This window comes from Streptococcus sp. 1453 (assembly GCF_013276955.1).
Classification (GTDB): domain Bacteria; phylum Bacillota; class Bacilli; order Lactobacillales; family Streptococcaceae; genus Streptococcus.
This window is the reverse complement of the sequence record NZ_VMLZ01000005.1, coordinates 339,891-366,566: the sequence shown is the minus strand read 5'-3', so window position 1 is coordinate 366,566 and position 26,676 is coordinate 339,891. Positions and strand designations below refer to the sequence as shown.

Annotated in this window: 27 protein-coding genes; 18 read left to right on the top strand and 9 right to left on the bottom strand. The window is 42.5% G+C overall.

Features of this window, described 5'->3' with window-relative positions:
• The first annotated feature begins 120 nt into the window (after positions 1-120).
• From HW098_RS05295 to HW098_RS05285, 3 genes are all read left to right on the top strand, one after another.
• Positions 121-1,347, top strand: a complete 1,227-nt coding sequence (locus HW098_RS05295) for an MFS transporter (protein WP_176139481.1) — start codon at positions 121-123, stop codon at positions 1,345-1,347.
• A gap of 158 nt (positions 1,348-1,505) precedes the next feature.
• Positions 1,506-2,201, top strand: coding sequence for an AzlC family ABC transporter permease (locus HW098_RS05290; protein ID WP_176139480.1), 696 nt, complete (start codon positions 1,506-1,508; stop codon positions 2,199-2,201).
• Positions 2,191-2,514, top strand: coding sequence for an AzlD domain-containing protein (locus HW098_RS05285; protein WP_004263021.1), 324 nt, complete (start codon positions 2,191-2,193; stop codon positions 2,512-2,514). The genes HW098_RS05290 and HW098_RS05285 overlap by 11 nt, the downstream gene beginning before the upstream one ends.
• Before the next feature lie 39 nt (positions 2,515-2,553).
• Here HW098_RS05285 and HW098_RS10740 read toward each other — a convergent pair whose 3' ends face one another.
• The gene (locus HW098_RS10740; RefSeq protein WP_041171571.1) at positions 2,554-2,676 is read right to left on the bottom strand and encodes a hypothetical protein; all 123 of its coding nucleotides are present in this window, start codon (positions 2,674-2,676) and stop codon (positions 2,554-2,556) included.
• A 94-nt stretch (positions 2,677-2,770) separates the two neighbouring features.
• Here HW098_RS10740 and HW098_RS05280 point away from each other — a divergent pair, with 94 nt between their 5' ends.
• The 5 genes from HW098_RS05280 to HW098_RS05260 all read left to right on the top strand — a co-directional run bounded on the left by HW098_RS05280 (position 2,771) and on the right by HW098_RS05260 (position 7,827).
• On the top strand, positions 2,771-3,601 hold the full coding sequence (locus tag HW098_RS05280; protein ID WP_061477697.1) for an amino acid ABC transporter substrate-binding protein: 831 nt from the start codon (positions 2,771-2,773) through the stop codon (positions 3,599-3,601).
• 153 nt (positions 3,602-3,754) lie between these two features.
• Positions 3,755-4,609: a MetQ/NlpA family ABC transporter substrate-binding protein gene (locus HW098_RS05275; RefSeq protein ID WP_000694521.1), complete on the top strand. Its 855-nt coding sequence runs from the start codon at positions 3,755-3,757 to the stop codon at positions 4,607-4,609.
• 96 nt (positions 4,610-4,705) lie between these two features.
• Positions 4,706-6,079 carry a M20/M25/M40 family metallo-hydrolase gene (locus HW098_RS05270; protein ID WP_176139479.1) on the top strand — a complete coding sequence of 458 codons (1,374 nt, stop codon included), beginning with the start codon at positions 4,706-4,708 and terminating at the stop codon, positions 6,077-6,079.
• A complete protein-coding gene (locus HW098_RS05265; RefSeq protein ID WP_176139478.1) occupies positions 6,072-7,133 on the top strand; it encodes a methionine ABC transporter ATP-binding protein in 1,062 nt (353 codons plus the stop codon). The genes HW098_RS05270 and HW098_RS05265 overlap by 8 nt, the downstream gene beginning before the upstream one ends.
• Before the next feature lies 1 nt (position 7,134).
• Complete coding sequence (locus HW098_RS05260; RefSeq protein WP_176139477.1) at positions 7,135-7,827, top strand: methionine ABC transporter permease; 693 nt, start codon at positions 7,135-7,137, stop codon at positions 7,825-7,827.
• A 28-nt stretch (positions 7,828-7,855) separates the two neighbouring features.
• Here HW098_RS05260 and HW098_RS05255 read toward each other — a convergent pair whose 3' ends face one another.
• Entirely contained in the window at positions 7,856-8,425 is a 570-nt protein-coding gene (locus HW098_RS05255) for an MptD family putative ECF transporter S component (RefSeq protein WP_176139476.1), read from the bottom strand.
• A 134-nt stretch (positions 8,426-8,559) separates the two neighbouring features.
• On the opposite strand from HW098_RS05255, the gene HW098_RS05250 reads away from it, so the two are divergent.
• From HW098_RS05250 to nrdI, 5 genes are all read left to right on the top strand, one after another.
• The gene (locus HW098_RS05250; protein ID WP_000532359.1) at positions 8,560-9,174 is read left to right on the top strand and encodes a DUF624 domain-containing protein; all 615 of its coding nucleotides are present in this window, start codon (positions 8,560-8,562) and stop codon (positions 9,172-9,174) included.
• A complete protein-coding gene (locus HW098_RS05245; protein ID WP_345789772.1) occupies positions 9,152-10,822 on the top strand; it encodes a sensor histidine kinase in 1,671 nt (556 codons plus the stop codon). Before HW098_RS05250 ends, HW098_RS05245 begins: the two co-directional genes overlap by 23 nt.
• Before the next feature lie 11 nt (positions 10,823-10,833).
• Positions 10,834-12,120 (top strand): response regulator transcription factor, encoded by a 1,287-nt coding sequence (locus HW098_RS05240; RefSeq protein WP_176139475.1) that lies wholly within the window; start codon positions 10,834-10,836, stop codon positions 12,118-12,120.
• 60 nt (positions 12,121-12,180) lie between these two features.
• Complete coding sequence (locus HW098_RS05235) at positions 12,181-12,714, top strand: ABC transporter permease (RefSeq protein WP_176139474.1); 534 nt, start codon at positions 12,181-12,183, stop codon at positions 12,712-12,714.
• Between the two features lie 77 nt (positions 12,715-12,791).
• On the top strand, positions 12,792-13,262 hold the full coding sequence (gene nrdI, locus HW098_RS05230; RefSeq protein ID WP_176139473.1) for a class Ib ribonucleoside-diphosphate reductase assembly flavoprotein NrdI: 471 nt from the start codon (positions 12,792-12,794) through the stop codon (positions 13,260-13,262).
• A 285-nt stretch (positions 13,263-13,547) separates the two neighbouring features.
• Here the strand turns inward: nrdI and HW098_RS05225 are convergent, their stop codons facing one another.
• The 3 genes from HW098_RS05225 to HW098_RS05215 all read right to left on the bottom strand — a co-directional run bounded on the left by HW098_RS05225 (position 13,548) and on the right by HW098_RS05215 (position 15,921).
• A complete protein-coding gene (locus HW098_RS05225) occupies positions 13,548-14,810 on the bottom strand; it encodes an NRAMP family divalent metal transporter (RefSeq protein WP_050221585.1) in 1,263 nt (420 codons plus the stop codon).
• Positions 14,811-15,025: 215 nt separating this feature from the next.
• The gene (locus tag HW098_RS05220; RefSeq protein WP_176139472.1) at positions 15,026-15,484 is read right to left on the bottom strand and encodes a DUF3021 domain-containing protein; all 459 of its coding nucleotides are present in this window, start codon (positions 15,482-15,484) and stop codon (positions 15,026-15,028) included.
• Complete coding sequence (locus HW098_RS05215; protein ID WP_176139471.1) at positions 15,481-15,921, bottom strand: LytTR family DNA-binding domain-containing protein; 441 nt, start codon at positions 15,919-15,921, stop codon at positions 15,481-15,483. The genes HW098_RS05220 and HW098_RS05215 overlap by 4 nt, the downstream gene beginning before the upstream one ends.
• A gap of 310 nt (positions 15,922-16,231) precedes the next feature.
• Here HW098_RS05215 and mutL point away from each other — a divergent pair, with 310 nt between their 5' ends.
• The 3 genes from mutL to HW098_RS05200 are packed head-to-tail and all read left to right on the top strand — an operon-like array spanning position 16,232 to position 19,363.
• Complete coding sequence (gene mutL / locus HW098_RS05210) at positions 16,232-18,181, top strand: DNA mismatch repair endonuclease MutL (protein WP_176139470.1); 1,950 nt, start codon at positions 16,232-16,234, stop codon at positions 18,179-18,181.
• A 15-nt stretch (positions 18,182-18,196) separates the two neighbouring features.
• Complete coding sequence (gene ruvA, locus HW098_RS05205) at positions 18,197-18,790, top strand: Holliday junction branch migration protein RuvA (RefSeq protein WP_176139469.1); 594 nt, start codon at positions 18,197-18,199, stop codon at positions 18,788-18,790.
• 9 nt (positions 18,791-18,799) lie between these two features.
• Positions 18,800-19,363, top strand: coding sequence for a DNA-3-methyladenine glycosylase I (locus HW098_RS05200; RefSeq protein ID WP_176139468.1), 564 nt, complete (start codon positions 18,800-18,802; stop codon positions 19,361-19,363).
• 83 nt (positions 19,364-19,446) lie between these two features.
• Here the strand turns inward: HW098_RS05200 and HW098_RS05195 are convergent, their stop codons facing one another.
• The 4 genes from HW098_RS05195 to HW098_RS05180 all read right to left on the bottom strand — a co-directional run bounded on the left by HW098_RS05195 (position 19,447) and on the right by HW098_RS05180 (position 22,626).
• Positions 19,447-19,710: a SemiSWEET family transporter gene (locus HW098_RS05195; protein ID WP_000166114.1), complete on the bottom strand. Its 264-nt coding sequence runs from the start codon at positions 19,708-19,710 to the stop codon at positions 19,447-19,449.
• Between the two features lie 105 nt (positions 19,711-19,815).
• On the bottom strand, positions 19,816-20,850 hold the full coding sequence (locus tag HW098_RS05190; protein ID WP_176139467.1) for a S66 peptidase family protein: 1,035 nt from the start codon (positions 20,848-20,850) through the stop codon (positions 19,816-19,818).
• A 142-nt stretch (positions 20,851-20,992) separates the two neighbouring features.
• Positions 20,993-21,670 carry a DUF1129 domain-containing protein gene (locus tag HW098_RS05185; RefSeq protein WP_176139466.1) on the bottom strand — a complete coding sequence of 226 codons (678 nt, stop codon included), beginning with the start codon at positions 21,668-21,670 and terminating at the stop codon, positions 20,993-20,995.
• Between the two features lie 11 nt (positions 21,671-21,681).
• Entirely contained in the window at positions 21,682-22,626 is a 945-nt protein-coding gene (locus HW098_RS05180; protein ID WP_000815623.1) for a magnesium transporter CorA family protein, read from the bottom strand.
• Between the two features lie 131 nt (positions 22,627-22,757).
• Here HW098_RS05180 and uvrA point away from each other — a divergent pair, with 131 nt between their 5' ends.
• Positions 22,758-25,589: an excinuclease ABC subunit UvrA gene (uvrA, locus tag HW098_RS05175; RefSeq protein WP_176139465.1), complete on the top strand. Its 2,832-nt coding sequence runs from the start codon at positions 22,758-22,760 to the stop codon at positions 25,587-25,589.
• Positions 25,582-26,643, top strand: coding sequence for a Xaa-Pro peptidase family protein (locus HW098_RS05170; protein WP_049513118.1), 1,062 nt, complete (start codon positions 25,582-25,584; stop codon positions 26,641-26,643). The genes uvrA and HW098_RS05170 overlap by 8 nt, the downstream gene beginning before the upstream one ends.
• Positions 26,644-26,676 lie beyond the last annotated feature (33 nt).

Below are 26,676 nucleotides of genomic sequence, written 5' to 3'. Positions count from 1 at the left end.
TGAGTATCGCATAATGGATGAATCTGAATATGAGCAAGACTTGGATTTCAATGCCAAACCAAGTCTTGTTTTTGATACACTGGAATAAAAATTCTAACTGGAATTTAAAAAGGAGTTATAATGAAAGTATTTCTTCAAAATAGAGATTTTAGGCAATTAACCATCAACCAGTGGATTTCGACGCTTGGGGATACGATTTTTTATCTGGCCTTTTTGAATTATGTGGCAGATGCTTCTTTTGCTCCTTTGGCGATTTTACTCATCACGATTTCAGAAACTCTTCCCCAAGTTCTACAAATCTTTCTGGGAGTTTTGGCGGATTTTCAACATCATCGTGTCTTGAAATACACAGTCATTAGTTTTGCAAAATTTTTGCTTTACTCTATAGTGTCCCTGTCGCTTTCAGGGCAGTCTTTCTCCTTGTTGCTAGTAACCTTTATTTGTCTGATTAACCTCTTGTCTGACACATTGAGTTACTTTTCAGGCGCCATGCTCACTCCTATTTTCATTAGAATTATTGGGCAAGACCATCTGGCAGAAGCTATTGGATTTAAACAGTCAACTGTTAGTTTAGTGAAAACAATCAGTAATATTCTAGGAGGAGTCTTACTAGGTATTCTTTCCATCCAGTTTATTTCCTTACTGAACGCTCTTACATTTTTAATCGCATTTTTAGGTATCCTATTCATAAAAAATGATCTCTTGAAAGTAGAAAAAACGATTAGCTATCAAGAAGGACTCTCTGTAAAATCCTTTTGCCAGCATTTGCTCCAATCATCGAAATTGATATGGAATATGAATAAGGTGCTCTTGGTTTTGTTTATTATTTCTATTAGTCAAGCAGTGATAAATGTTACAGTTCCTGTTTCTACTCTGTTTTTGAGGAATCACCCCTTTTTGAATTTACAAACAGGTCAATCTCTTGCCTTGTTATCCACTTTTGAACTGTCAGCCCTGATTGTCGGAAGCCTTGTAAGTGGCTATCTGAAAAATATGATTTCTATAAAAACAGCTCTCTATGCCTCACTTGTCATCCAATTGCTTCTTCTAGTAGGATTTGCCACAGTTCGTTTTGACTGGATTCTCATCTTTAGTACCTTGGATGCCTTTTTCGCAGGTATTCTCTCTCCTCTATTACAGGAACTTGTTTTTAAACAAATACCTGAGGAGTCAATGGGAGCAGTTCAATCCTCTATCGGTGCTATTACGGTTGTTTTACCTAGTTTATTTACAATAGCTTTGGTAACCATTGCTACTAGCTTTGGAACTCTGGCAGTTAGCTTTGTTTTATTGCTATTTCTTCTAGTTGCCTTTTTCATGCTCTTGAATATTCGTGAAAGTATCTAGCGAAGAATTTGTATAATATATGTTTGAGACTGGATTGCCAGTCTTTTTATGATGGTCAAAATCAGCAGACTTTTTTCTCTTTCCTGAATGTGTTATAATAGTCCATGCTGTGGCTGGAGCCTTTTCAGCCCATTTATTAAAACAATATGAGGAGAAAGATGAAAGAAAAAGGATTTTGGGAGGGGGCGCAGGCAGCCATGCCAACGGCCCTTGGTTATGTCAGTATCGGACTTGCCTGTGGGATTATCGGTGCGCCCTATGTGACACCTGTTGAGATGGGCTTGATGAGCCTCTTTGTTTATGCTGGGAGTGCTCAGTTTGCCATGTTGGCTCTGATTGCGGTTCAAGCACCTGTGGCGGCCATTGCCATGACGGTTTTTCTAATCAATTTGCGTCTCTTTTTGTTGAGCTTGCACGCATCGACTTATTTCCGTCATACCAGTCTCTGGCACAATATCGGTATGTCTAGCCTCTTGACGGATGAGACTTATGGCGTTTTGATGGGCGAATTGGCCCATGCAGACAAGGTCAATCCTATGTGGATGCACGGAAACAATCTCAACAGCTATGTGGCTTGGTTTGTGGGAACAGTGGTCGGAACGGCTCTAGGTGGCCTGCTGCCAAATCCAGAAATCTTTGGGCTGGACTTTGCTTTGGTTGGGATGTTTATCGGCATTTTTGCTTCGCAATTCCAGATTATGCAAAGACGGATTCCTGTCCGCAATCTGTTCATCATCCTAGCGGTTGTTGCGGTGTCCTTCTTTTTGCTCTTGACAGTGGTGTCTCAGTCACTAGCTGTTCTGTTTGCGACCTTGCTAGGTTGTACAATGGGGGTGGTTTTAGATGGTCAGTAAGTATCTTTTATTAGCAGTTATTTTCTCTGGCTTGGTGACTTGGATTCCCCGTATGATTCCCTTCATCTTAGTCAAGTATAAGGGTTTGCCTGCAATCGTTGAGCGTTTTTTGAAATTTTTACCCGTTTCTATTATCTTCGCCTTGATTCTTTCAAGCGTAGTGACAGGTAAGGTTGGGAGTTTTCCTCAAATCAAATGGCTGGACTTCTTAGCAGTCTTTCCAACGGCTTGGGTAGCCTTTCGCTACCGCAATCTAGTCGGAACGGTTCTCTTTGGAGTGGTCTTAATTGCAGTTTTACGTTTGGTCTTTTAATACTCTTCGAAAATCTCTTCAAACCGCGTCAGCTTCGCCTTACCGTAGGTATATGTAACTGACTTCGTCAGTCTTATCTCCAACCTCAAAACAGTGTTTTGAGCAACCTGCGGCTAGCTTCCTAGTTTGCTCTTTGATTTTCATTGAGTATAAATCAGCCATAAAGAAAACCTATCACAGAGATAGATATCATATAATGGCGTAAATGCTCTTTTTCTGTTAAGATTATAAGGTATTCTATTTTGGAGGAAATGACATGAAAAAAATCGTTAAATACTCATCTCTTGCTGCCCTAGGGCTTGTTGCTGCAGGTGTGCTTGCGGCTTGCTCAGGTGGTGCTAAGAAAGAAGGAGAAGCAGCTAGCAAGAAAGAAATCATCGTTGCAACCAATGGCTCGCCAAAACCATTTATCTATGAAGAAAATGGCGAATTGACTGGTTACGAGATTGAAGTGGTTCGCGCTATCTTTAAAGATTCTGACAAATATGATGTCAAATTTGAAAAGACAGAATGGTCAGGTGTATTTGCTGGTCTTGACGCTGATCGTTACAATATGGCTGTCAACAATCTTAGCTACACTAAAGAACGTGCGGAGAAATACCTATATGCCGCACCAATTGCCCAAAACCCTAATGTCCTTGTAGTGAAGAAAGACGACTCTAGCATCAAGTCTCTCGCTGATATCGGTGGAAAATCGACGGAAGTCGTTCAAGCCACTACATCAGCTAAGCAGTTAGAAGCATACAACGCTGAACACCCGGACAACCCAACTATCCTTAACTATACTAAGGCAGACTTCCAACAAATCATGGTACGTTTGAGCGATGGCCAATTTGACTATAAGATTTTTGATAAAATTGGTGTTGAAACAGTGATTAAGAACCAAGGTTTGGACAACTTGAAAGTTATCGAACTTCCAAGCGACCAACAACCTTACGTTTACCCACTTCTTGCTCAAGGTCAAGATGAGTTGAAATCATTTGTAGACAAACGCATTAAAGAACTCTACAAAGATGGAACGCTTGAAAAATTGTCTAAACAATTCTTTGGAGACACTTACCTACCAGCAGAAGCTGATATTAAATAATTTCTTGAAATCATCCATTCTGAATAAGATGGGTGATTTCTCAGTTTTTAGGGATATAGTTTTAAACTATATATCTGATTATCTAATAACAATTTGTGCAATTGAAGAAAGTATGAGATACTAGTACGGTATTATTTTTAAGGAGAAAGAATCATGAAAATCAAAAAATGGTTAGGCGTAGCAGCCCTTGCTACAGTCGCAGGTTTGGCTCTTGCAGCTTGCGGAAACTCAGAAAAGAAAGCAGACAATGCAACAACTATCAAAATTGCAACTGTCAACCGTAGCGGTTCTGAAGAAGCTCGTTGGGATAAGGTCCAAGAATTGGTTAAAAAAGACGGTATCACTTTGGAATTTACAGAGTTCACAGACTACTCACAACCAAACAAGGCAACTGCTGATGGTGAAGTAGACTTGAACGCTTTCCAACACTATAACTTCTTGAACAACTGGAACAAAGAAAACGGGAAAGACCTTGTAGCGATTGCAGATACTTATATCTCTCCAATCCGCCTTTACTCAGGTTTGAATGGAAGTGACAACAAGTACACTAAAGTAGAAGACATCCCAGCAAACGGAGAAATTGCTGTACCGAACGATGCTACAAACGAAAGCCGTGCGCTTTACTTGCTTCAATCAGCTGGCTTGATTAAATTGGACGTTTCTGGAACTGCTCTTGCAACAGTTGCTAACATCAAAGAAAATCCAAAGAACTTGAAAATCACTGAATTGGACGCTAGCCAAACAGCTCGTTCATTGTCATCAGTTGACGCTGCCGTTGTAAACAATACCTTTGTTACAGAAGCAAAATTGGACTACAAGAAAGCACTTTTCAAAGAACAAGCTGATGAAAATTCAAAACAATGGTACAACATTATCGTTGCGAAAAAAGATTGGGAAACATCACCAAAAGCTGATGCTATCAAGAAAGTTGTTGCAGCTTACCATACAGATGAAGTGAAAAAAGTTATCGAAGAAACATCAGACGGTTTGGATCAACCAGTTTGGTAATAAGAAACAGGGAGGTGGGAGAGAGAATTCCACCTCTTGCTTTTGTATAGAGCATGGATTGTCAGGAAGAGTAGTTCATAGAAAGGTAGAGAGAATATGGTTTTTCCTAGCGAACAAAAACAGATTGAAAAATTTGAAAAGGATCATGTAGCCCAGCATTATTTTGAGGTTTTGCGTACCTTGATTTCTAAGAAGTCGGTCTTTGCCCAACAGGTGGGTCTCAAAGAAGTTGCCAACTATCTGGGTGAGATTTTCAAGCGTGTTGGAGCTGAAGTGGAGATTGATGAGAGCTATACAGCGCCCTTTGTCATGGCGCATTTCAAGAGTTCGCGTCCAGATGCCAAGACCTTGATTTTCTATAACCACTATGACACTGTGCCAGCGGATGGGGATCAGGTCTGGACAGAGGATCCCTTTACGCTTTCGGTCCGCAATGGCTTCATGTATGGGCGTGGGGTTGACGATGATAAGGGTCATATCACAGCTCGTTTGAGTGCTTTGAGAAAATATATGCAGCACCACGATGACCTGCCTGTCAACATCAGTTTTATCATGGAGGGAGCGGAGGAATCGGCTTCGACAGACCTAGATAAGTATCTGGAAAAACATGCGGATAAACTCCGTGGTGCAGATTTATTGGTCTGGGAACAAGGGACTAAAAATGCCTTGGAACAGCTAGAAATTTCTGGTGGAAACAAGGGGATTGTGACCTTTGATGCCAAGGTAAAAAGTGCTGATGTGGATATCCATTCTAGTTATGGTGGGGTTGTGGAATCAGCTCCTTGGTATCTCCTCCAAGCCTTACAGTCTCTTCGCGCTGCAGATGGCCGTATCTTGGTTGAAGGCTTGTACGAAGAAGTTCAAGAACCAAATGAACGAGAAATGGCCTTGCTAGAAACTTATGGTCAACGAAACCCAGGGGAAATTAGTCAGATTTATGGTTTGGAATTGCCTCTCTTACAAGAGGACCGTGCAGCCTTTCTAAAACGTTTCTTTTTCGAGCCAGCCCTTAATATCGAAGGGATTCAGTCAGGTTATCAAGGACAGGGTGTTAAGACTATTTTGCCTGCAGAAGCCAGTGCCAAGCTAGAGGTTCGTCTGGTTCCGGGCTTAGAACCGCATGATGTTCTGGAAAAAATTCGGAAACAGCTAGACAAAAATGGCTTTGATAAGGTAGAATTATACTATACCTTGGGAGAGATGAGCTATCGAAGCGATATGAGCGCGCCAGCCATTCTCAATGTGATCGAGTTGGCCAAGAAATTCTATCCACAGGGCGTTTCAGTCTTGCCGACGACAGCGGGGACAGGACCTATGCATACGGTCTTTGATGCCCTAGAGGTGCCAATGGTTGCATTTGGTCTAGGAAATGCCAATAGCCGAGACCACGGTGGAGATGAAAATGTGAGAATCGCCGATTACTATACCCATATTGAATTAGTAGAGGAGCTGATTAGAAGCTATGAGTAGAGATATTATCAAGTTAGATCAGATCGATGTGACTTTTCATCAAAAGAAGAGAACCATCACAGCGGTCAAGGATGTGACCATTCACATCCAAGAAGGGGATATCTACGGAATCGTTGGATATTCTGGAGCAGGGAAATCAACCCTTGTACGGGTGATTAACCTCTTGCAAAAACCATCTGCAGGGAAAATTACCATTGACGACGATGTGATTTTTGATGGTAAGGTGACCTTGACGGCAGAGCAGTTACGTCGTAAACGTCAAGATATTGGAATGATTTTCCAGCATTTTAACCTGATGAGCCAAAAGACGGCAGAGGAGAATGTAGCCTTTGCCCTTAAACACTCTGGACTCAGCAAGGAAGAAAAGAAGGCTAAAGTAGCTAAGTTGTTGGACTTGGTTGGCTTGGCAGATCGTGCTGAAAACTACCCTTCACAACTATCTGGAGGGCAAAAACAGCGTGTGGCCATTGCGCGTGCCTTGGCAAATGATCCAAAAATCTTGATTTCAGATGAGTCAACGTCTGCCCTTGACCCTAAGACAACCAAGCAGATTTTGACCTTGTTGCAAGATTTGAACCAAAAATTAGGCTTAACTGTTGTCTTAATTACGCATGAAATGCAGATTGTCAAAGACATTGCCAACCGTGTAGCAGTTATGCAGGACGGACATTTGATTGAAGAGGGTAGTGTCCTTGAAATCTTCTCAGACCCTAAACAACCTTTGACTCAAGACTTTATCTCAACAGCTACAGGTATTGACGAAGCCATGGTCAAAATCGAGAAGCAAGAAATCGTGGAACACTTGTCTGAAAACAGCATTTTGGTGCAGCTCAAGTACGCAGGTGCTTCAACAGACGAGCCACTTTTGAATGAATTGTACAAGCACTACCAAGTAACGGCTAATATCCTCTATGGAAATATCGAAATTCTCGATGGTACTCCTGTTGGAGAATTGGTGGTGGTCTTGTCAGGTGAAAAAGCAGCGCTAGCAGGTGCCCAAGAAGCCATTCGTCAAGCAGGTGTACAACTAAAAGTATTGAAGGGAGGACAGTAAGATGGAATCATTGATTCAAACCTATTTACCAAATGTCTATAAGATGGGCTGGGCTGGTCAAGCAGGCTGGGGAACAGCCATCTACCTAACTCTTTATATGACAGTTCTGTCCTTTATCATCGGAGGTTTCTTGGGGCTAGTGGCAGGCCTTTTCCTTGTCTTGACAGCGCCAGGTGGTGTCTTGGAAAATAAAGTCGTTTTCTGGATTTTGGATAAAATCACCTCTATTTTCCGTGCGGTTCCCTTTATCATTCTCTTGGCAGTCTTGTCACCCTTCTCTCATCTAATCGTAGGAACAAGCATTGGTCCAAATGCAGCTATCGTACCCCTATCTTTTGCAGTCTTTGCCTTCTTTGCCCGTCAGGTGCAGGTTGTCTTGGCTGAATTGGATGGCGGTGTCATTGAGGCGGCTCAAGCGAGCGGAGCGACCTTCTGGGATATCGTAGGTGTTTACCTATCAGAAGGTCTTCCAGATTTGATTCGTGTGACGACTGTGACCTTGATTTCCCTTGTTGGGGAAACAGCTATGGCTGGTGCGGTTGGAGCTGGTGGTATCGGTAACGTAGCCATCGCTTATGGATTTAACCGCTACAATCACGATGTGACCATCTTGGCAACAATCATTATCATTTTGATTATCTTTGCAATCCAATTCTTGGGAGATTTTTTAACTAATAAATTGAGCCATAAATAAAAAGAGCCGTGCGGCTCTTTTTAAGTAATCAGATTTTCTGTGCAAATTTTTTACTCAAGGCTTGTCCAATCAAAGCACCCACTAGGGCTCCGATGACAACACTTGCGATAAATAAAAGGATGGTTCCAGGATTTGGCGCAACCATGATACGGTCGATATATTCTTGGGATTTTCCTCTTGCTAGAAGGGTTGTCATATAGGCTTTGGGCGCAATCCACATAAGTAGGATTGGTCCTGATGTGCTAAAGGCAAAAATAAGGAAAGAAAGGAAGTTCTTTGTTTGGTCCTTGTATTTTCCGAGGCTAGCTACTCCATCTGCTAGGAGACCACAGATAATTCCAGGAAGGAAGGCACCGGCACCGTGTTTAGTTCCCAAGAAAAAGAGGGCAATGACAAGACCGATAGTTGTAATGGCTCCAAAACGCGGAACTTTTGAGACCAGAATCATATAGACGCTACCGCCGACAAGGGCAGTAAAGGCAGGCGCATAAAACATGTTTCCAGTTTGGTCAAAGAGATTGCCCAAAAGGACACCAATCCCCATGCAGAGGAAGTAAAGAATTGCAAAAAGCAGTGTAGTTAAGATAGATTTTTTCATGAATTGTCTCCTGATAATTTTTTCACAATTCTCATTGTACCACTGTTTGATGGGATTGTAAATGGATACTAGAAGTTTTTGAAAACGCTTGAAATATGATATAATAGTTTCATAGTTATTTTTAGGAGGATATCATGGGGAGATTTTTAGACTTTGTCTTTAATCGTTTCTTTTTAGGGATGATTGCGACAGCCTTCTTTTGGCTATTAACTTTAGTAGGAGGGATTATCCTTGGTCTAGCGCCAGCTAGTGCTACCTTGATGAGCCTATATGCAGAACATGGTTATAGCTTTCGGGAATACAGTTTGAAGGAGGCGTGGTCTCTTTATAAGCAAAATTTTGTCTCAAGCAACCTGATCTTCTATAGCTTTTTAGGAGTGGATCTAGTTTTGGTCTATGGTTTGTATCTTTTGGTGCAGTTGCCTCACCAGACTATCGTTCATTTGATTGCTACCTTTTTAAATGTTCTAGTAGTTGCCCTGATCTTTTTGGCTTATACAGTATCTTTGAAATTACAAGTTTATTTTGACTTGTCTTATCGAAATAGTCTCAAACTATCCTTGATTGGCATCTTTATGAGTCTAGCAGCTGTGGCCAAGGTTCTCCTTGGAACTGTGCTACTTGTGGCAATTGGTTACTATATGCCTGCCCTACTTTTCTTTGTAGGAATTGGGATGTGGCATTTCTTTATCAGTGATATGTTGGAACCGGTCTATGAAAGTATCCATGAAAAATTGGCGACAAAATAGAATGAAGCAGTTTTGGCTACATACGCTTCTGCGAACATACAGTTCAGTTATGATCATTATTATTGCGAGTTTTGCAATCTTACTCTCTTACGCTGACTGGGATTCACGGGAAAAGGAAGCCCAGAGAGTAGCCCAGCGTGTAACTGCTAGAACAGTGAGTGAAATTGAATATTACCATAGAGAGTCAACCCAGATAGCTCAGGCTTTAGTTGAAAATCAAGCTCGTATTGAGGGAATCTATAAATACTTTAGCCTTAGCATGCCAGACTATTTTTACTGGCAATTAGAGCGGAAAGCTTCGCCTTATGTATCAGTCTCTCTGCATGAAAATGTTGATGACCTCTATGTTCGAAATGATTTTGTAACTGGAGTGGCCATTGCTTTTCAAGATTACAAGGAAGTCTATGTTTCTACTAAAGACAAACGTAGTGGAGAAAAAATCAGGGCTGAGGATTTCAAACCAGCAGGAAATAGTTTTGCCATTCCGGTGTCAGATCCAGTGTCAGATCAAGACTTAGGAGTGATTTACATCTCCTTGGATCCTGCTGTTTTATACCATGCCATTGATAATACTAGAGGTCATACTCCGATGGCAGTAACATTGACCTCACCTTTTGATACGGAGATTTTTCATATTGGTGAGACAGTTGATAAGGAGAGTGAAAGTTGGCTAGTTGGCTTAACTTCTCATGGTTATCAGGTTCAGGTGGCAGTTCCCAAAAACTTTGTTTTACAAGGAACAGTGACTAGCTTTGCTTTGATTGTGAGCTTGAGCCTTCTCTTTATTGTCATTCTTTATCTGACTTTGAGGCAGACCTTTGCTAACTACCAAAAGCAGGTAGTGGATTTGGTGGATTCTATTCAAGCTATTGCCCAAGGAGAGGAAGGTCTTCGTATTGACACACTTGAAAAGGATCAGGAATTGCTCCTAATCGCGGAGACGACCAATGATATGTTAGATCGTTTGGAAAAGAACATCCATGATATTTATCAGCTAGAGCTTAGTCAAAAAGATGCCAATATGCGGGCCCTGCAGGCGCAAATCAATCCTCATTTTATGTATAATACGCTGGAGTTCTTGCGCATGTATGCAGTTATGCAGAGTCAAGATGAGTTGGCAGATATCATTTATGAATTCAGTAGTCTCTTGCGTAACAATATTTCCGACGAAAGAGAGACCCTCCTCAAACAGGAATTGGAATTTTGCCGTAAATACAGCTATCTCTGCATGGTTCGCTATCCCAAGTCCATTGCCTATGGTTTCAAGATAGATCCAGAGTTAGAGAATATGAAGATTCCCAAGTTTACCTTGCAACCGTTGGTAGAAAATTATTTCGCGCATGGTGTTGACCACAGACGGACAGATAATGTGATTAGCATCAAGGCGCTTAAACGAGATGGTTTTGTGGAAATTTTGGTGGTCGATAATGGCCGTGGAATGTCGGTTGAAAAACTGACAAGTATTCGAGAAAAATTAAGTCAGAGACATTTTGATCACCAAGCCAGTTACAGTGAACAAAAGCAGTCTATCGGGATTGTCAATGTCCATGAGCGTTTTGTGCTCTATTTTGGGGACCGTTATGCCATTAGTGTAGAGTCTGCAAAGCAAGCAGGTGTTCAGTATCGTATTACAATTCAAGATGAGTAGAAAGGGAGAAAATGTATAAAGTATTATTAGTAGATGATGAGTACATGGTGACAGAAGGTCTGAAACGTTTGATTCCCTTTGATAAGTGGGATATGGAGGTCGTCGCAACAGCCAGTCATGCCGATGAAGCTCTAGAATATGTTCAGGAAAATCCTGTCGATGTCATCATTTCAGATGTCAATATGCCCGACAAAACAGGGCTTGATATGATTCGGGAAATGAAAGAGATTTTACCAGATGCATCCTATATCCTGCTTTCAGGTTATCAGGAGTTTGATTATGTAAAAAGAGCTATGAACCTTAGTGTGGTGGACTATCTGGTTAAGCCTGTTGATAAGGTAGAGCTAGGAAATCTGCTGGAGAAGATTGCAGGTCAGCTCGGCGAGAGAGGAAAGAAAAGTCAGACCCTCAGTCAAGATTTAGACGAGGCTGGATTTGTTAGTTATCTAGGAGGTAAGGAGAATTGGTGGATAGGTCTATCCAAGGAAAAACAAGGTTCCTTCACCATTCCCTACTATGTCTTGGGTCAAGACTGGCAGATTTTCATTTCTGACCAACCCCTAGATGGGTTAGTTGTTACACCTTTTGAAGCTCCCTATCAAGAACACTTTGAACGCTGGAAGCTGAATGCTGAGAAAGCCCTCTTTTACGGTTCTGTAAATCTAAAACAGTCTGAGAGTCTCTTTGCCTATTACGAACCGATTTATAGGGTTATCATTCAGGGGAATCTCAATCAAATCGTTGAAGAATTGAACCTTTTGGAGAAGGTGGTTCTTGAAAATACGCCGCGTGTTCCGATTACCAAACAGCTTTTTATCCAGTTTGTCATGGATGTCTTCCACTTGTTTGAACACCTCAAAGCTGATGATATGACGGACATTGTCAAAACCATTCATGCTATTCAATCCTTCGATGAATTGGTTTCTTATATCAAGGAAACTCTGACCAGCTTTTTCGGTCAATACCGCATGAATGAAAATGTGGTCAGTGTGCTGGAAGTCATTGGTCGTGATTACCAAAAGGAGCTTTCCCTCAAGGATATCAGTAAGGCCCTCTTTATCAATCCTGTCTATCTGGGGCAGTTGATTAAGCGAGAAACCGATTCGACCTTTGCAGAATTACTAAACAAACAACGTATTAAGGCTGCTCAGCAGCTCTTGCTTTCAACCAGTGACAGTATCGAAGATATTTGTTATGCTGTTGGTTACAGTAACCTTGGATATTTCTATAAAGTGTTCCGAAAATTGTGCGGAAAATCGCCAAAAGCCTACCGAAAACAGGTAGAAACGATACTATAAGATTTGTATTCCTTTACAAAAAGTGCTATAATATAAATAATATTATCAGGAGGTTCTATCATGAAAAAGAAACCGATTTATCTATGGGTCTTGTTAATCTTGTCTGCCCTTATTTCAGTTCCGTCTCTGTTTGGGATTGTGAGTCCCTTGCCTAGTAAAGAAGCCCTTCGTGCTGCTCAGAAACAAGTTGCAGGGGTCAGTGCTCAGCAATTAGAAGACCAGCTTAATTACAACTATGGAGTAGCAGAAGCGTATCATTCTATTTTTAATATGGCCCTGATTGTGCTATCTGTTATTTTAGTGGTCGTAGCGATTGTCTTCCTTATTCGTAAGAATTTGCAATATGCAAACTATACTTATGTTGGCTATGTTTTGTTAGCTATTATCGGTTCGATTTATGGCTATGTTGGTTTACAGGACGCTGTGCAGTTGGTTCAAGATGAAAGCATGCGTTTGACGATGAGTATTGGTTCAAAAGCTGTCAGCATTTTCTATATCGTCATCAATGTTCTCTTCCTAGCTCTTGTCTTCTATAAGATGTGGCGACAACAGAAAGCCTTGGCAGAAGAAGAGGAAGCAGAAAATCTTGCCTAAGTATTGACAAAAAAGAACTATCAAGATACAATCTTGGTAGTTCTTTTTCGATTAAAAATAAAATCATGGAGGTACATATGAAGACAATTTCTTTAGTTTATATTAGTTTGAGTGGCAACACTGAAAGTTTTGTGACGCGCTTGAAAGACTATCTCTTGTCCCAGTACAAAGGGATTGAGGTTCAAAAGATTCATATCAAGGATTTGGTCAAGGAAGGTCACGATTTCTATGAAATGGACCATCCCTATGTCGCTTTTTTGCCGACCTATCTCGAAGGTGGGAATGGCGTTGATAACGGAGATGTCGAGATCTTGACGACACCCGTTGGGGATTTTATCGCCTATGGTGACAATGCTAGTAAGTGTTTTGGCGTAGTTGGTTCAGGAAATCGTAACTTTAATAACCAATACTGCCTGACAGCTAAGCAATACAGTCAACGTTTTGGTTTCCCTGTCTTGGCTGACTTTGAAATGCGAGGCATGCTGGAAGATATCAAACATGTCGCAGCGATTATTGCAGATTTGTATGAGTTGGAGAGGGAGAATTAAAGTTGATATAAGAGGCACTTGGGATTTTTCAACTGTTTTTTTGAGTATAAATAGTCTTTGAGAACGTAAAAAAGCATAAGTTCAGGTCTTTAAAACCTTGTTCTTATGCTTTTTATTATAGAAATATTTGCTGAATGTTCTCTTGAAATGAAACCTTATACTCAATGAAAATCAAAGAGCAAACTAGGAAACTAGCCGCAGGCTGTACTTGAGTACGGCAAGGCGACGTTGACGTGGTTTGAATTTGATTTGCGAAGAGTATTATCTTCATCTCGCGCTTGTCAGTTAACCTGCTTTTCCGATTGCGAGTGCGTAGATAAAGAAGATGGCGAAGCCAAAGAGGAAAATCAATCCTGCAATGGCAAGGTGTTTGAGCCAAGAAGGAAGATTTTTGTTTTCACGCGTTACCAAGGCGTAGTTTAAAAGAGCGAAGAATGGTGTTGTCAGGAAAGAACCAATCATGGCAAAGCGGAGCATGGTTGACACCTGACCAGCGAAGAACTTGATAATGACGATACCGATGATAGCAGTGATGGTCATCCAGATGTTCAAAGATTTACGATTGTCTTCTTTTTGACTGATTAGCAGTCGGAGAGATTCCTGATTAACGCGAGAATAGCCATCAATAACAGTGATAACTGTTCCAAAGATACACAGGAAGGCAATAAAGGTAATCAAGTAACGGGACCATTCGCCAAGAACAGAGGCATACATGCCCACGAATTGAGAGATGTATTTGGCTGAAGCAGCTTCAACCGCCTGCCCTGTAGGATACTGAATCAGTGCTCCCAGTGCCACAAAGAAGACGGCTAGGATAGCTGTTCCAATATAACCAGTGTTAAAGTCAAACAGAGCGTCTTCTGTGTTAAAGTTGACGGTCTTTCTCTTTTCAGCTGACCAAAGTGAATTGATAGCTGAAATTTCAATAGGAGCCGGCATCCATCCTAGGAGGGAGACGATGAAGGGCAGAGCTGCCATTTGCCAAGGTGTCTTCTCGACAAAATCAGAACTGTATTCTGGATGCTTGACCGCTGCAATGATAACTGCAAGAACAGTCGCAATGGTCAAAGCAGACATAATCCATTTGACCATACCATCTAAGAGTTTGTAGCCTCCAAAGAGTAACATAGCCCAAATAATTGCAACGAGAATGAGGGACCACTGAGTGATGCTAAGACCAATCATTGGGAAGGCGCTGGCGATGATAGCTGAGCACAGAATGGCAACACCAGCCGTGTTGACCATAGCCGAAAAGACATTGAGGATAAAGAAAATCCAGAGATAGAGTTTTCCTTTTTCGGCATAACCTTCAACCAAAGTCTTTCCAGTATCAGCTGTGTATTCAGCACCAAAACGGAAAAATGGATATTTAAAGACATTGGCTAAGATGACCAAGAGAAGTAGAGACCAACCGTAAGAACCGCCAGCTTGAGTGGAGGATACAATGTGGGAACCTCCAACAGCGGCAGTTGCCATTAGGATTCCAGGGCCCATTGCTTTTAGTTTACTTGTCCAGGTTGATTGATTTAACGAAATAGCTTGCGACATGATAGATGCTCCTTTTTGAATTTTCAGAATAATCTGGATATGTAATCTATATTCTACAAAAAACTTTGGGAAAATGCAAGAATATTTTGAAAAAAGATAGAAAATTACAGAAAATTTACAAAGAAGATCTGAAAATAACTGCTATGATAGCAAGGTGCAGCAGGATAAAGAAAAACCGAGAAGTTTCTTTCTCGGATTTGCTTATTATGAGGTTCTTACTTTTTATGCTTCAAGAGTTGATTGATATGGTCTACTTTTTTTGACGCTCTTTTATAGGAAATAGTCCAAATGATGAGGTAGACAATCGCAAACTCGATAATGAGCTGGAGATAGAAGAACCAGTGGAAGGGGAACCAACCTGCCATAGTGGCTAGTGGGACAAAGCCAGCCAGCATAAGGAAGAAATGGGAAAGCGTTGCACGGAGCAAGCTCCAGTCACGGATGAATAATCGTTTACCAAAGTTGAAGAGAATACCGATGGCTGCCCAGATAAGAGTACAGTAGAGCAAGATTAGGGCACCGTGAACTTGATGTTGAGTCATTACTTGGCCGACGAGAGATTCAGGGCTAAGTGGAGCGTAGGTATTTGGTGCATAAATGAGTGAAAAGATGATAGAGAGGATGAGGCCGATGAGGACACCAGTAGCTGCGTCGTGGAAGATTTGTTTTTTCATAGTTCTAATTTCTCCTTGATGGTTTTTAGGTAACGGCGTGAAGAGTAGGTGAAGCTTTCGTTTTTCAAGAAAATTTCTACTAGGCCGTTGGGGGTGAGCTTGAGATGAGAGATGGAGTTGATATTGATGATTTCTGATTGGGAAATTTGGATAAAATTGGTTGGCAGAATTTCAAGGACCTGATAGAGTCGTAAGTCAATGGTGTAGGTCTGACTTGCTGTTTCTGCTAGAACCTTCCGATTCTCGATATAGAAGCGCTGAATCTTGCCAATCTCAACGAGATAGACCTGATTATCGATTTTCCCTTTGATTGTTTCTGTTCGGTCCAGATTTTCTGCGAACTCGATGACTTTTTGGACTTTTTCGGTTTCTTGAGGTGCTTGGACAATCAGCTTTTCCTCCTTGTAAGTTTCACTAATCTGTAGTTCTACTTTCATAAATTTCTCTCCTTGTTTTTCATACAAAATTAATCTCACTTCTTGTACATCTTTATTAATACTCTTCAAAAATCAAATTCAAACTACGTCAGCGTCGTCTTGCCGTACTAAAGTACTGTCTGCGCCTAGCTTTCTAGTTTGCTCTTTGATTTTTATTGAGTATACCACTATTTTATGCCCCCTGGCAAGGGACTTTGTCTATGTGGAGGGATTTGGCTCCTATGTGGTGGAGCTTTTCTGTCCTTTCTGAAATATGGTATAATAGCACTAATCAATTTCTAGGAAAATAGATACGGAAGGGGGCTGAAAGATGTCTCATATTATTGAATTGCCAGAGGTGCTGGCAAACCAGATTGCAGCTGGAGAGGTTATCGAGCGTCCAGCTAGCGTTGTTAAGGAGCTGGTAGAAAATGCCATTGACGCTGGCTCTAACCAGATTATCATTGAGATTGAGGAAGCTGGTCTCAAGAAAATCCAAATCACAGATAATGGTCATGGAATTGCCCACGATGAGGTGGAATTGGCCCTGCGTCGTCATGCGACCAGTAAGATAAAAAATCAGGCAGATCTCTTTAGGATTCGGACGCTTGGTTTTCGAGGTGAAGCCCTGCCTTCTATCGCTTCTGTTAGTGTCTTGACTTTGTTGACTGCGGTGGATGGCGCAAGTCACGGGACCAAGCTCGTCGCGCGTGGGGGTGAAGTTGAGGAAGTCATCCCAGCGACTAGTCCTGTGGGAACTAAGATTTGTGTGGAGGACCTCTTTTTCAACACGCCTGCCCGTCTCAAGTATATGAAGAGCCAGCAAGCAGAGCTGTCTCATATCATTGATATTGTCAACCGTCTGGGCTTGGCCCATCCTGAGATTTCTTTCAGCTTGATTAGTGATGGCAAGGAAATGACGCGGACAGCAGGGACTGGACACCTGCGCCAAGCTATCGCAGGGATTTACGGTTTGGCGAGTGCCAAGAAGATGATTGAAATTGAGAATTCTGATCTTGATTTCGAAATTTCTGGCTTTGTGTCCTTGCCTGAGTTAACTAGAGCCAACCGCAACTATATCAGTCTCTTCATCAATGGCCGTTATATCAAGAACTTTTTACTCAATCGTGCAATTCTTGATGGCTATGGCAGTAAGCTCATGGTGGGCCGTTTTCCACTGGCTGTCATTCACATCCATATCGACCCTTATCTAGCAGATGTCAATGTGCATCCAACCAAGCAAGAGGTGCGGATTTCCAAGGAAAAAGAATTGATGGCCTTGGTTTCAGAAGCTATTTCTAATAGTCTCAAGGAGCAAACCTTGATACCAGATGCCTTGGAAAATCTTGCCAAATCGACCGTGCGCAATCGTGAGAAGGTGGAGCAGACCATTCTCCCACTCAAAGAAAATACGCTCTACTATGAGAAAACAGAGCCGATAAGATCCAGTCAAGCTGAGGTGGCTGATTATCAGGTAGAATTGACTGAGGAAGGACAGGATTTGACTTTATTTGCCAAGGAAACCTTGGATCAGCTAACCAAGCCAGCAAAACTGCATTTTGCAGAGAGAAAACCAGCTAACTATGACCAACTAGACCATCCGGAGTTAGACCTAGCTAGTCTTGATAAGGCTTATGACAAACTGGAGCGAGAAGAATCATCCAGCTTCCCAGAGTTGGAATTTTTCGGGCAAATGCATGGAACCTATCTCTTTGCCCAAGGGCGAGATGGACTCTACATCATAGACCAGCATGCGGCTCAGGAACGGGTCAAGTACGAGGAGTACCGTGAAAGCATTGGCAATGTTGACCAGAGCCAGCAGCAACTATTAGTGCCCTATATCTTTGAATTTCCAGCGGATGATGCTCTGCTTCTCAAGGAAAGAATGGCACTTTTGGAGGAAGTGGGCGTCTTTCTAGCAGAGTACGGAGAAAATCAATTTATCCTGCGTGAACATCCTATCTGGATGGCAGAGGAGGAAATCGAGTCAGGCATCTATGAAATGTGCGACATGCTCCTTTTGACCAAGGAGGTTTCTATCAAGAAATATCGAGCAGAGCTAGCTATCATGATGTCCTGCAAGCGGTCTATCAAGGCTAACCATCGTATCGATGACCATTCGGCCAGACAGCTTCTTTATCAACTTTCTCAATGTGACAATCCCTATAACTGTCCCCACGGACGTCCTGTTTTGGTGCATTTTACTAAGTCGGATATGGAAAAGATGTTCCGACGTATTCAGGAAAATCACACCAGTCTCCGTGAGTTGGGGAAATATTAAACTAAAAGGAAAACTATGTACGAATATTTAAAAGGAATCATTACCAAAATCACTGCTAAATACATTGTTCTTGAAACCAATGGTATTGGTTATATCCTGCATGTGGCCAATCCTTATGCCTATTCAGGTCAGGTTAATCAGGAGGCTCAAATTCATGTGCATCAGGTCGTGCGTGAGGACGCCCATCTACTTTATGGATTTCGCTCAGAAGATGAGAAAAAGCTCTTTCTCAGTCTGATTTCGGTTTCTGGTATTGGTCCTGTGTCAGCTCTTGCTATTATCGCTGCCGATGACAATGCTGGTTTGGTTCAAGCTATTGAAACCAAGAATATCACCTATTTGACCAAGTTCCCTAAAATTGGTAAGAAAACAGCCCAGCAGATGGTGCTGGACTTGGAAGGCAAGGTAGTAGTTGCAGGAGATGACCTTCCTGCCAAGGTGGCAGTGCAAGCTAGCGCTGAAAACCAAGAATTGGAAGAAGCTATGGAGGCCATGTTGGCTCTGGGCTACAAGGCGACAGAGCTCAAGAAAATCAAGAAATTCTTTGAAGGAACGACAGATACAGCTGAGAACTATATCAAGTCGGCCCTTAAAATGTTGGTCAAATAGGAGCAGAGCATGACAAAACGTTGTTCGTGGGTCAAGATGACCAATCCGCTCTACATCGCCTATCATGATGAGGAGTGGGGGCAGCCCCTCCATGATGACCAAGAATTGTTTGAGTTGTTGTGTATGGAAACTTATCAGGCAGGCCTGTCTTGGGAAACGGTGCTCAACAAACGTCAAGCTTTCCGAGAAGCATTTCATGGCTATCAAATTCAAGCGGTCGCAGAGATGACCGACACTGAATTGGAAGGCTTGCTGGATAATCCAGCCATCATCCGAAATAGAGCCAAGATTTTTGCTACACGCGCTAACGCCCAAGCATTTTTACGACTACAGGAAGAATATGGCTCTTTTGATGTCTATCTTTGGTCTTTTGTTGAGGGGAGAACGATCGTTAACGATGTTCCCGATTACCGCCAAGCCCCAGCTAAAACACCTTTGTCTGAAAAATTAGCCAAAGATCTCAAAAAACGAGGCTTCAAGTTTACAGGACCAGTCGCCGTTTTATCCTTTATGCAGGCTGCAGGTCTGGTTGATGACCATGAGAATGATTGTGAGTGGAAAAACAGCAATTAGTGGGTGTAGGTAACTAGAATATCTGAGAATATAGAAAAAGCTGAGAAATTCTTCCCAGCTTTTTATATATACTATTAGATTTGTTAGAGTGAAGTCAAAAAAGTGATTCCACCTAAAATAACACCAGCTGAATTTGGAATGATTAGTATCCAATCCTTCTTAGGTTCCTTTGTCCATCCATAAATAACCCAGATTAAGCAAGATATAGCAGCTGATAAAGGTTGAAATGGTTGAGCTTTATTTCCCTGTAAATTAGCGATAATTTGAGGTATGTAGGCAATAAATACTATAATTCCAATAAAGGCACCAATAGAACCTACGATTCGATTAATTTTTTGTTTTGTCATATACACCTCCTTCAAAAGGATAACATAGAAATTAGCGAAATGCAATAAATTCAGATACAAATTGTAACGAAAACGAATACAAAAGCACAAAAATAGAGAAACTATTTATTTTTTGTTATAGTCAAAGCGAATGACTTGCTCCTGTGCATCTACATGGGCATGGACGCCAAAGGGGACAATTGCTCTTGGAGTTGCGTGGCCAACATATAGATTATAGAGAATCGGGATATTGCTGTCAATAATATCCAATAGTGCCTCTTTATAGTCGCCATAGAAAGTTTCATCCATAGGTTTTCCGACCAGGAGTCCACTGATGACCGCGAATATGCCAGTGTCCTTTAAAGTCCGCAACATCTTTTTGAAGTCTTCCGGCTCAGGCTTTTCTTCGCTTGTTTCTAGCAAGAGGATTTTTCCTTCCCAGTCTGACAAGTCAGGGAAAAGTCTGTATTTTTGGCAGAGCTCCGTGCTATCTGCGTATCGAGAGTTGTCAAAGATATCGTAGAGGGATTCGAGGCAACCGCCGAGGATTTCCCCCTCGAACTGGGCATTTCCTTGTAACAAGTCAAAACCAGTATTTGTATGACTGATACGAGGTGTTCCTAGAGCCTTGGGACTAAAATCAGTTCGTTCCTCATACCAAACGTCACTAGGGCGGATTTCTGAGATTCTTCCCGTCTCAATCAATTCTTTAAAGTAGTGAAGGCTATAGGGCAACATCTCCTTGTCTAATTCACAAATGTCTGCTAAGAAGGATTGACCATAAAAAGTCTTGATTCCTAGTTTATGCAACATGAGATGGTTCATAGTTGTATCCGAGAAGCCAAGAAAAATCTTTTGTTTGATAACCTTTTGTAGTTGCTCATTTTCAAAAAGATAAGGTAGTAAGCGATAGGTATCGTCTCCACCGATGGCGCATAGGATCATGTCGATGCTATCATCAGAAAAGGCATGAATCAAATCCTCTGCACGCGCTTCAGGATGGTCCTTGATAAAGTCTAATCCATTTAGCGAATGGGGCAAAAAGATAGGATTGAGTCCCAGGTCCTTGAGACGTTGGACACCCAAGTCCACTTCGTGTTTGACAAAGTCCTCTCCGATAATGCCACTAGATAAACTAACAATACCAATAGTAGAAATCATATTTTATCCTCCTAGAAATAGATTGAGCCTATTTTATCACAAAAGAGAAGAGAAGACTATAGGGATTAGAGTCAGAGGTTCTATTGTATATCAAGAAAGCAAGAAAAAGCAACCGCATCTGCAGTTGCTTTTATCATTCTTCTTAATAACGTGTTGGTCCTGCACTTGCGCTGCGGATATTCAAGCGTTTCTTGAGATAGAAGCGAAGGGCTAGGAGAACTGCTCCGATAATAGCCAGTGGCACTGGAGCAAGTACGGGGTTAAGGCTAGCTGGTAGGAAGCTTGTTGCAAAGAAGACAAGCAACCAAAGGAACATAGAAACTAGGATAACCAGTACAGATTTCCAGAAAGGTGGACGTTGACTGCGGTCCATGTCTGGTCCATAGTATTGGTAAACAAAGTAGTACATCAAGTAGAAGGCAAATCCACCAACCAGTCCAACTAGCAGGAGAGTGACAAGTCCATAGCCGAAAGCCTGATCTGCTGCAAAGAAAGTTGTGAGGGCGCTGACGAGGGCAAAGAGGCTAGTGATGAAAAGGGCTGAGTCCATAATCATGAGTTTCGGATCGTCATTTTCTTTTGGATGCTCTTTTTCATATTGTTCCTTGACAGTGAAGCTGTGCGCCCAGTGAGTTGGTGCGCCATAGAGGGAACGAGCAGTCGTACCTTTGGCTTGCTCTTCAAGAATTTGGGGAATGACCTCCTCAAAAATAGTCTTGATTTCAGCGTCTGTTTTCCCATCTTTGATGAATTGTTGGGTAGCGATGTGGACAAATTCTTGGTTTTTCTTAGTTAATTTTTGTAGATCAATCTGAGACATAGGAACTCCTCTTAGAACCATTTTTTATGGATGAGATAGAGAGTGAGCGAGACACTCATAGCAAAGGCGATAAAGACGATTAGCCAGAAGGCATTAGGCTCGCCGTTTAGGGGGATTTCATTATCCTTAAAGTTCATCCCGTAGGCAGAAAAGACCATGGTTGGGATGGACATGACGATGGTCACAAGGGCCAAGGTTTTCATGATGTTGTTCTGGTTGTTAGAAATGATAGAGGCGAAGGTCTCTGTCATAGAGTGCAAGACGTTTCCATAAATATCTGCCATCTCGATGGCCTGTTGGGTTTCAATCAGGGTATCTTCAAGCAGGTCTTCATCCTCAAGGTATTTCTTGATATTACTGGTTGAGCTGGTCAATTTCTTAATCACACGTTCATTTGTTTTGAGGGAAGCCTTGAAATAGACGATGGTTTTTTCTAATTCCATGAGTTCAATCAATTCTTCATTTCGAGTTGATTGATGCAGTTGACTTTCGATTTGCTCACTCTTGCGGTCAATTGAACGAAGGGCTGTTAGGTAAAGCTCTGCATTACGATAAAGAATCTGAAAGATAAAACGCGAACGCATGAAGGTGTAGAAATTACGCAATCGACGGTTGATAAAGACATCGAGGACCGGTAATGGTTCCAAACACGTAGTGATAATGGTTTCCTCTGTGATGATAATACCAAGCGGGATGGTGACGTAGTAGGTGCGGTTATTTCTTTCCTCTGTGACCGGCACGTCAACGATAATCAGGGTGTACTCGTCTTCAATGGTAATACGAGACATTTCTTCTGCATCGAGCGGTGCTCGAAGGTCGGCAATATCAATATCGAAGGCGTTAGCTATTTCGAGTGATTCATTTTGAGTCGGATTGACGAGATTGATCCAAGTACCCGGTTCAAGCGTATCGATCTCTTTAAATTCAGTTGTTGTAGAGAGAAAAACTTGTTTCATATCCCTTATCCTTTCTCATTTTTCAGATTTTTTCACACCGTACTATTATACTACAAATTCAGCCTTTTGGGTAATAGAATCTCACTTTTTTTGGTATAATGGTAAGCAATAATGGACTAGAAAGAACAAAGATGCAAGATAAAATTGTCATTCATGGGGCGCGTGCCCATAATTTAAAAAATATTGATGTGGAGATTCCACGAGACAAGCTGGTTGTCGTGACTGGTTTGTCAGGTTCAGGGAAATCCAGTCTGGCCTTTGATACCCTCTATGCTGAGGGACAACGTCGCTATGTAGAGAGTTTGTCAGCCTATGCTCGTCAGTTTTTGGGCAATATGGAGAAGCCTGATGTAGATGCCATTGATGGTCTGAGCCCAGCTATTTCCATTGACCAGAAAACGACTAGCAAAAACCCTCGCTCGACGGTGGGAACCACGACTGAAATCAATGACTATCTGCGTCTCCTCTACGCGCGTGTGGGGACTCCCTACTGTATCAACGGGCATGGGGCTATCAAGGCTTCTTCTGTGGAGCAAATCGTGGATAAGGTTTTAGAATTGCCTGAACGCCAGCGCTTGCAGATTTTGGCCCCGGTCATCCGCAAGAAAAAAGGCCAACATAAGAGTGTTGTTGAGAAGATTCAGAAAGACGGTTATGTTCGTGTCCGTGTGGATGGGGAAGTCTATGATGTGACCGAATTGCCAGAGTTATCTAAGAGCAAGCAACACAATATTGATGTCGTAGTTGACCGTATTGTCATCAAGGAGGGTATCCGTAGTCGTCTCTTTGATTCCATTGAGGCTGCCCTTCGTATCGCAGAAGGTTACGTCATTATCGACACTATGGACGACTCTGAGTTACTGTTCTCTGAGCATTATGCCTGCCCAGTTTGTGGATTTACTGTCCCAGAGTTAGAGCCGCGTCTCTTCTCTTTCAATGCTCCCTTTGGCTCTTGTAGTGAGTGTGACGGCTTGGGCATCAAGCTGGAAGTGGATACTGATTTGGTAGTGCCAGATGCCAGCAAAACCTTACGTGAGGGGGCGCTAGCACCTTGGAATCCTATCTCATCCAACTACTATCCAAATATGCTAGAGCAGGCTATGACAGCCTTTGGAGTGGACATGGATACTCCTTTTGAGGACTTGTCAGAAGCAGATAAGGATTTGATTCTTTACGGTTCAGATGGCAAGGAATTCCATTTCCACTATGAGAATGAATTTGGTGGCGTGCGCGATATCGATATTCCTTTTGAGGGAGTTATCAATAATATCAAGCGTCGCTATCACGAGACAAACAGTGATTACACCCGCACCCAGATGCGCCTCTACATGAATGAGCTGACCTGCGGAACCTGTCACGGTTACCGTCTCAATGATCAGGCCTTGTCTGTCCGTGTGGGTGGCGAGCAAGGGCCACATATCGGAGAAATTTCAGACCTGTCTATCGCAGACCACTTAGACTTGGTGAGCCAGTTAACCTTGTCTGAAAATGAAGCCATCATCGCTCGTCCCATTCTCAAGGAAATCAAGGATCGTTTGACCTTCCTTAATAACGTGGGTCTTAATTATCTGACTCTGTCACGTTCAGCAGGAACCCTTTCGGGTGGGGAGAGTCAGCGTATTCGCTTGGCGACCCAGATTGGTTCCAACTTATCAGGTGTCCTTTATATCCTGGATGAGCCGTCAATCGGTCTCCACCAGAGGGACAATGGCCGCCTGATTGCCAGTCTCAAAAAGATGCGTGATTTGGGCAATACTCTCATCGTGGTGGAACACGATGAAGATACCATGCGTGAGGCGGATTATCTGATTGACGTTGGTCCTGGTGCCGGTGTTTTTGGTGGGGAAATTGTTGCGGCAGGTACGCCCAAGCAGGTGGCTCGTAACAGTAAGTCTATCACAGGCCAGTACTTGTCAGGCAAACGTGCCATTCCAGTACCAGACGAGCGCCGTGTGGGAAATGGTCGTTTTATTGAAGTGACAGGAGCGCGTGAGAACAATTTGCAAAATGTTACTGCTCGCTTCCCACTAGGAAAATTTATCGCAGTGACAGGTGTGTCAGGTTCAGGGAAATCAACCTTGATCAACAGCATCCTCAAAAAAGCCATTGCCCAAAAACTCAACCGCAATTCAGACAAACCTGGTAAGTTTAAGACTATTACAGGGATTGAGCATGTAGACCGCTTGATTGACATTGACCAGAGCCCTATCGGACGGACGCCGAGGTCCAACCCAGCTACCTATACAGGAGTTTTTGACGATATACGTGACCTCTTTGCCCAGACAAATGAAGCTAAGATTCGAGGCTACAAGAAGGGTCGTTTCAGTTTCAACGTCAAGGGTGGTCGCTGTGAAGCCTGCTCAGGTGACGGGATTATCAAGATTGAGATGCACTTCTTGCCAGATGTTTATGTAGCTTGTGAAGTCTGCCACGGAACCCGCTACAACAGTGAAACCCTAGAAGTTCACTACAAGGAAAAGAATATCTCGCAGGTCTTGGATATGACCGTCAACGATGCGGTAGAATTTTTCCAACACATTCCGAAAATTCAGCGTAAACTTCAGACTATCAAGGATGTAGGGCTAGGCTATGTGACGCTAGGTCAACCAGCTACCACCCTTTCTGGGGGAGAAGCCCAGCGTATGAAGTTGGCTAGCGAACTTCACAAACGATCGACAGGAAAATCTTTCTACATTTTGGATGAGCCGACGACAGGGCTTCATACTGAGGATATCGCTCGCTTGCTTAAAGTCTTGGCTCGCTTTGTTGACGATGGCAATACAGTCCTTGTTATCGAGCACAATTTAGACGTTATCAAGACGGCAGACCATATTATTGACTTGGGACCTGAGGGCGGTGTCGGTGGTGGAACCATCATCGCAATAGGAACTCCAGAAGAAGTAGCGGCCAATGAAGCCAGCTACACAGGACATTATTTGAAAGGAAAGTTACATCATGAATAAACGTGTACAAGCATTTCTAGCTAAAATGCAAGAAAAAGAACTAGATGGCATCATCATCAATAACCTTAAAAACGTCTATTACCTGACTGGTTTTTGGGGCTCAAACGGAACAGTCTTCATCAGCCGTGACCGTCAGGTCTTGGTGACAGACTCTCGCTATATCATTGCAGCCAAGCAAGAAACCAGTGGTTTTGAGATTGTGGCTGATCGTGATGAATTGGCTGTCATTGCAGGAATTGTTAAGGACATGGGCTTGTCTCGAATCGGTTTTGAAGATGAGATTTCAGTGTCTTATTATCACCGTATGCAGGCAACCTTTGAGGGAATTGACTTGCTTCCACAGTCTCAGTTTGTTGAAGGTCTTCGAATGATTAAGGATGAAGCGGAGATTGCAGCTATTCGCAAGGCTTGTTCTATCTCAGACCAAGCTTTCCGCGATGCGCTTGACTTTATCAAACCAGGAAAAACTGAAATTGAAATTGCCAACTTCCTTGACTTCCGCATGCGTGAGTTGGGAGCATCTGGCTTGTCTTTTGACACAATTCTAGCTAGCGGAATCAACTCTTCCAAACCCCATGCCCATCCCATGCATAAACCAGTAGAGTTGGGAGAAGCCATCACCATGGACTTCGGCTGTCTCTACGACCACTATGTCAGCGATATGACACGTACCATCTATCTAGGCCATGTCAGTGACGAGCAAGCAGAGATTTACAACACAGTTTTGAAAGCCAACCAAGCCTTGATTGACCAGGCTAAGGCAGGATTAGGTTTCCGTGACTTTGACAAAATCCCTCGTGATATTATCATCGAGGCAGGCTATGGCGACTACTTTACCCACGGTATTGGACACGGTATTGGACTGGATATCCATGAGGAACCCTACTTTAGCCAGACTTCCACAGAAACTATTAAGGCGGGTATGGCCTTGACAGATGAACCTGGTATTTATATTGAAGGTAAATATGGTGTTCGTATCGAGGATGATATTCTGATTACAGAGACGGGTTGTGAATTGTTGACCCTAGCTCCAAAAGAGTTGATAGTTATTTAAGAGTCAAACAACTCAAATGATTGACTTTTAAAT

Coding starts and splice junctions, on each gene's coding strand:
- HW098_RS05295 (WP_176139481.1), top strand. CDS start 121: ATGAAAGTATTTCTTCAAAATAGAGATTTTAGGCAATTAACCATCAAC.
- HW098_RS05290 (WP_176139480.1), top strand. CDS start 1,506: ATGAAAGAAAAAGGATTTTGGGAGGGGGCGCAGGCAGCCATGCCAACG.
- HW098_RS05285 (WP_004263021.1), top strand. CDS start 2,191: ATGGTCAGTAAGTATCTTTTATTAGCAGTTATTTTCTCTGGCTTGGTG.
- HW098_RS10740 (WP_041171571.1), bottom strand. CDS start 2,676: ATGGCTGATTTATACTCAATGAAAATCAAAGAGCAAACTAGGAAGCTA.
- HW098_RS05280 (WP_061477697.1), top strand. CDS start 2,771: ATGAAAAAAATCGTTAAATACTCATCTCTTGCTGCCCTAGGGCTTGTT.
- HW098_RS05275 (WP_000694521.1), top strand. CDS start 3,755: ATGAAAATCAAAAAATGGTTAGGCGTAGCAGCCCTTGCTACAGTCGCA.
- HW098_RS05270 (WP_176139479.1), top strand. CDS start 4,706: ATGGTTTTTCCTAGCGAACAAAAACAGATTGAAAAATTTGAAAAGGAT.
- HW098_RS05265 (WP_176139478.1), top strand. CDS start 6,072: ATGAGTAGAGATATTATCAAGTTAGATCAGATCGATGTGACTTTTCAT.
- HW098_RS05260 (WP_176139477.1), top strand. CDS start 7,135: ATGGAATCATTGATTCAAACCTATTTACCAAATGTCTATAAGATGGGC.
- HW098_RS05255 (WP_176139476.1), bottom strand. CDS start 8,425: ATGAAAAAATCTATCTTAACTACACTGCTTTTTGCAATTCTTTACTTC.
- HW098_RS05250 (WP_000532359.1), top strand. CDS start 8,560: ATGGGGAGATTTTTAGACTTTGTCTTTAATCGTTTCTTTTTAGGGATG.
- HW098_RS05245 (WP_345789772.1), top strand. CDS start 9,152: ATGAAAAATTGGCGACAAAATAGAATGAAGCAGTTTTGGCTACATACG.
- HW098_RS05240 (WP_176139475.1), top strand. CDS start 10,834: ATGTATAAAGTATTATTAGTAGATGATGAGTACATGGTGACAGAAGGT.
- HW098_RS05235 (WP_176139474.1), top strand. CDS start 12,181: ATGAAAAAGAAACCGATTTATCTATGGGTCTTGTTAATCTTGTCTGCC.
- nrdI (WP_176139473.1), top strand. CDS start 12,792: ATGAAGACAATTTCTTTAGTTTATATTAGTTTGAGTGGCAACACTGAA.
- HW098_RS05225 (WP_050221585.1), bottom strand. CDS start 14,810: ATGTCGCAAGCTATTTCGTTAAATCAATCAACCTGGACAAGTAAACTA.
- HW098_RS05220 (WP_176139472.1), bottom strand. CDS start 15,484: ATGAAAAAACAAATCTTCCACGACGCAGCTACTGGTGTCCTCATCGGC.
- HW098_RS05215 (WP_176139471.1), bottom strand. CDS start 15,921: ATGAAAGTAGAACTACAGATTAGTGAAACTTACAAGGAGGAAAAGCTG.
- mutL (WP_176139470.1), top strand. CDS start 16,232: ATGTCTCATATTATTGAATTGCCAGAGGTGCTGGCAAACCAGATTGCA.
- ruvA (WP_176139469.1), top strand. CDS start 18,197: ATGTACGAATATTTAAAAGGAATCATTACCAAAATCACTGCTAAATAC.
- HW098_RS05200 (WP_176139468.1), top strand. CDS start 18,800: ATGACAAAACGTTGTTCGTGGGTCAAGATGACCAATCCGCTCTACATC.
- HW098_RS05195 (WP_000166114.1), bottom strand. CDS start 19,710: ATGACAAAACAAAAAATTAATCGAATCGTAGGTTCTATTGGTGCCTTT.
- HW098_RS05190 (WP_176139467.1), bottom strand. CDS start 20,850: ATGATTTCTACTATTGGTATTGTTAGTTTATCTAGTGGCATTATCGGA.
- HW098_RS05185 (WP_176139466.1), bottom strand. CDS start 21,670: ATGTCTCAGATTGATCTACAAAAATTAACTAAGAAAAACCAAGAATTT.
- HW098_RS05180 (WP_000815623.1), bottom strand. CDS start 22,626: ATGAAACAAGTTTTTCTCTCTACAACAACTGAATTTAAAGAGATCGAT.
- uvrA (WP_176139465.1), top strand. CDS start 22,758: ATGCAAGATAAAATTGTCATTCATGGGGCGCGTGCCCATAATTTAAAA.
- HW098_RS05170 (WP_049513118.1), top strand. CDS start 25,582: ATGAATAAACGTGTACAAGCATTTCTAGCTAAAATGCAAGAAAAAGAA.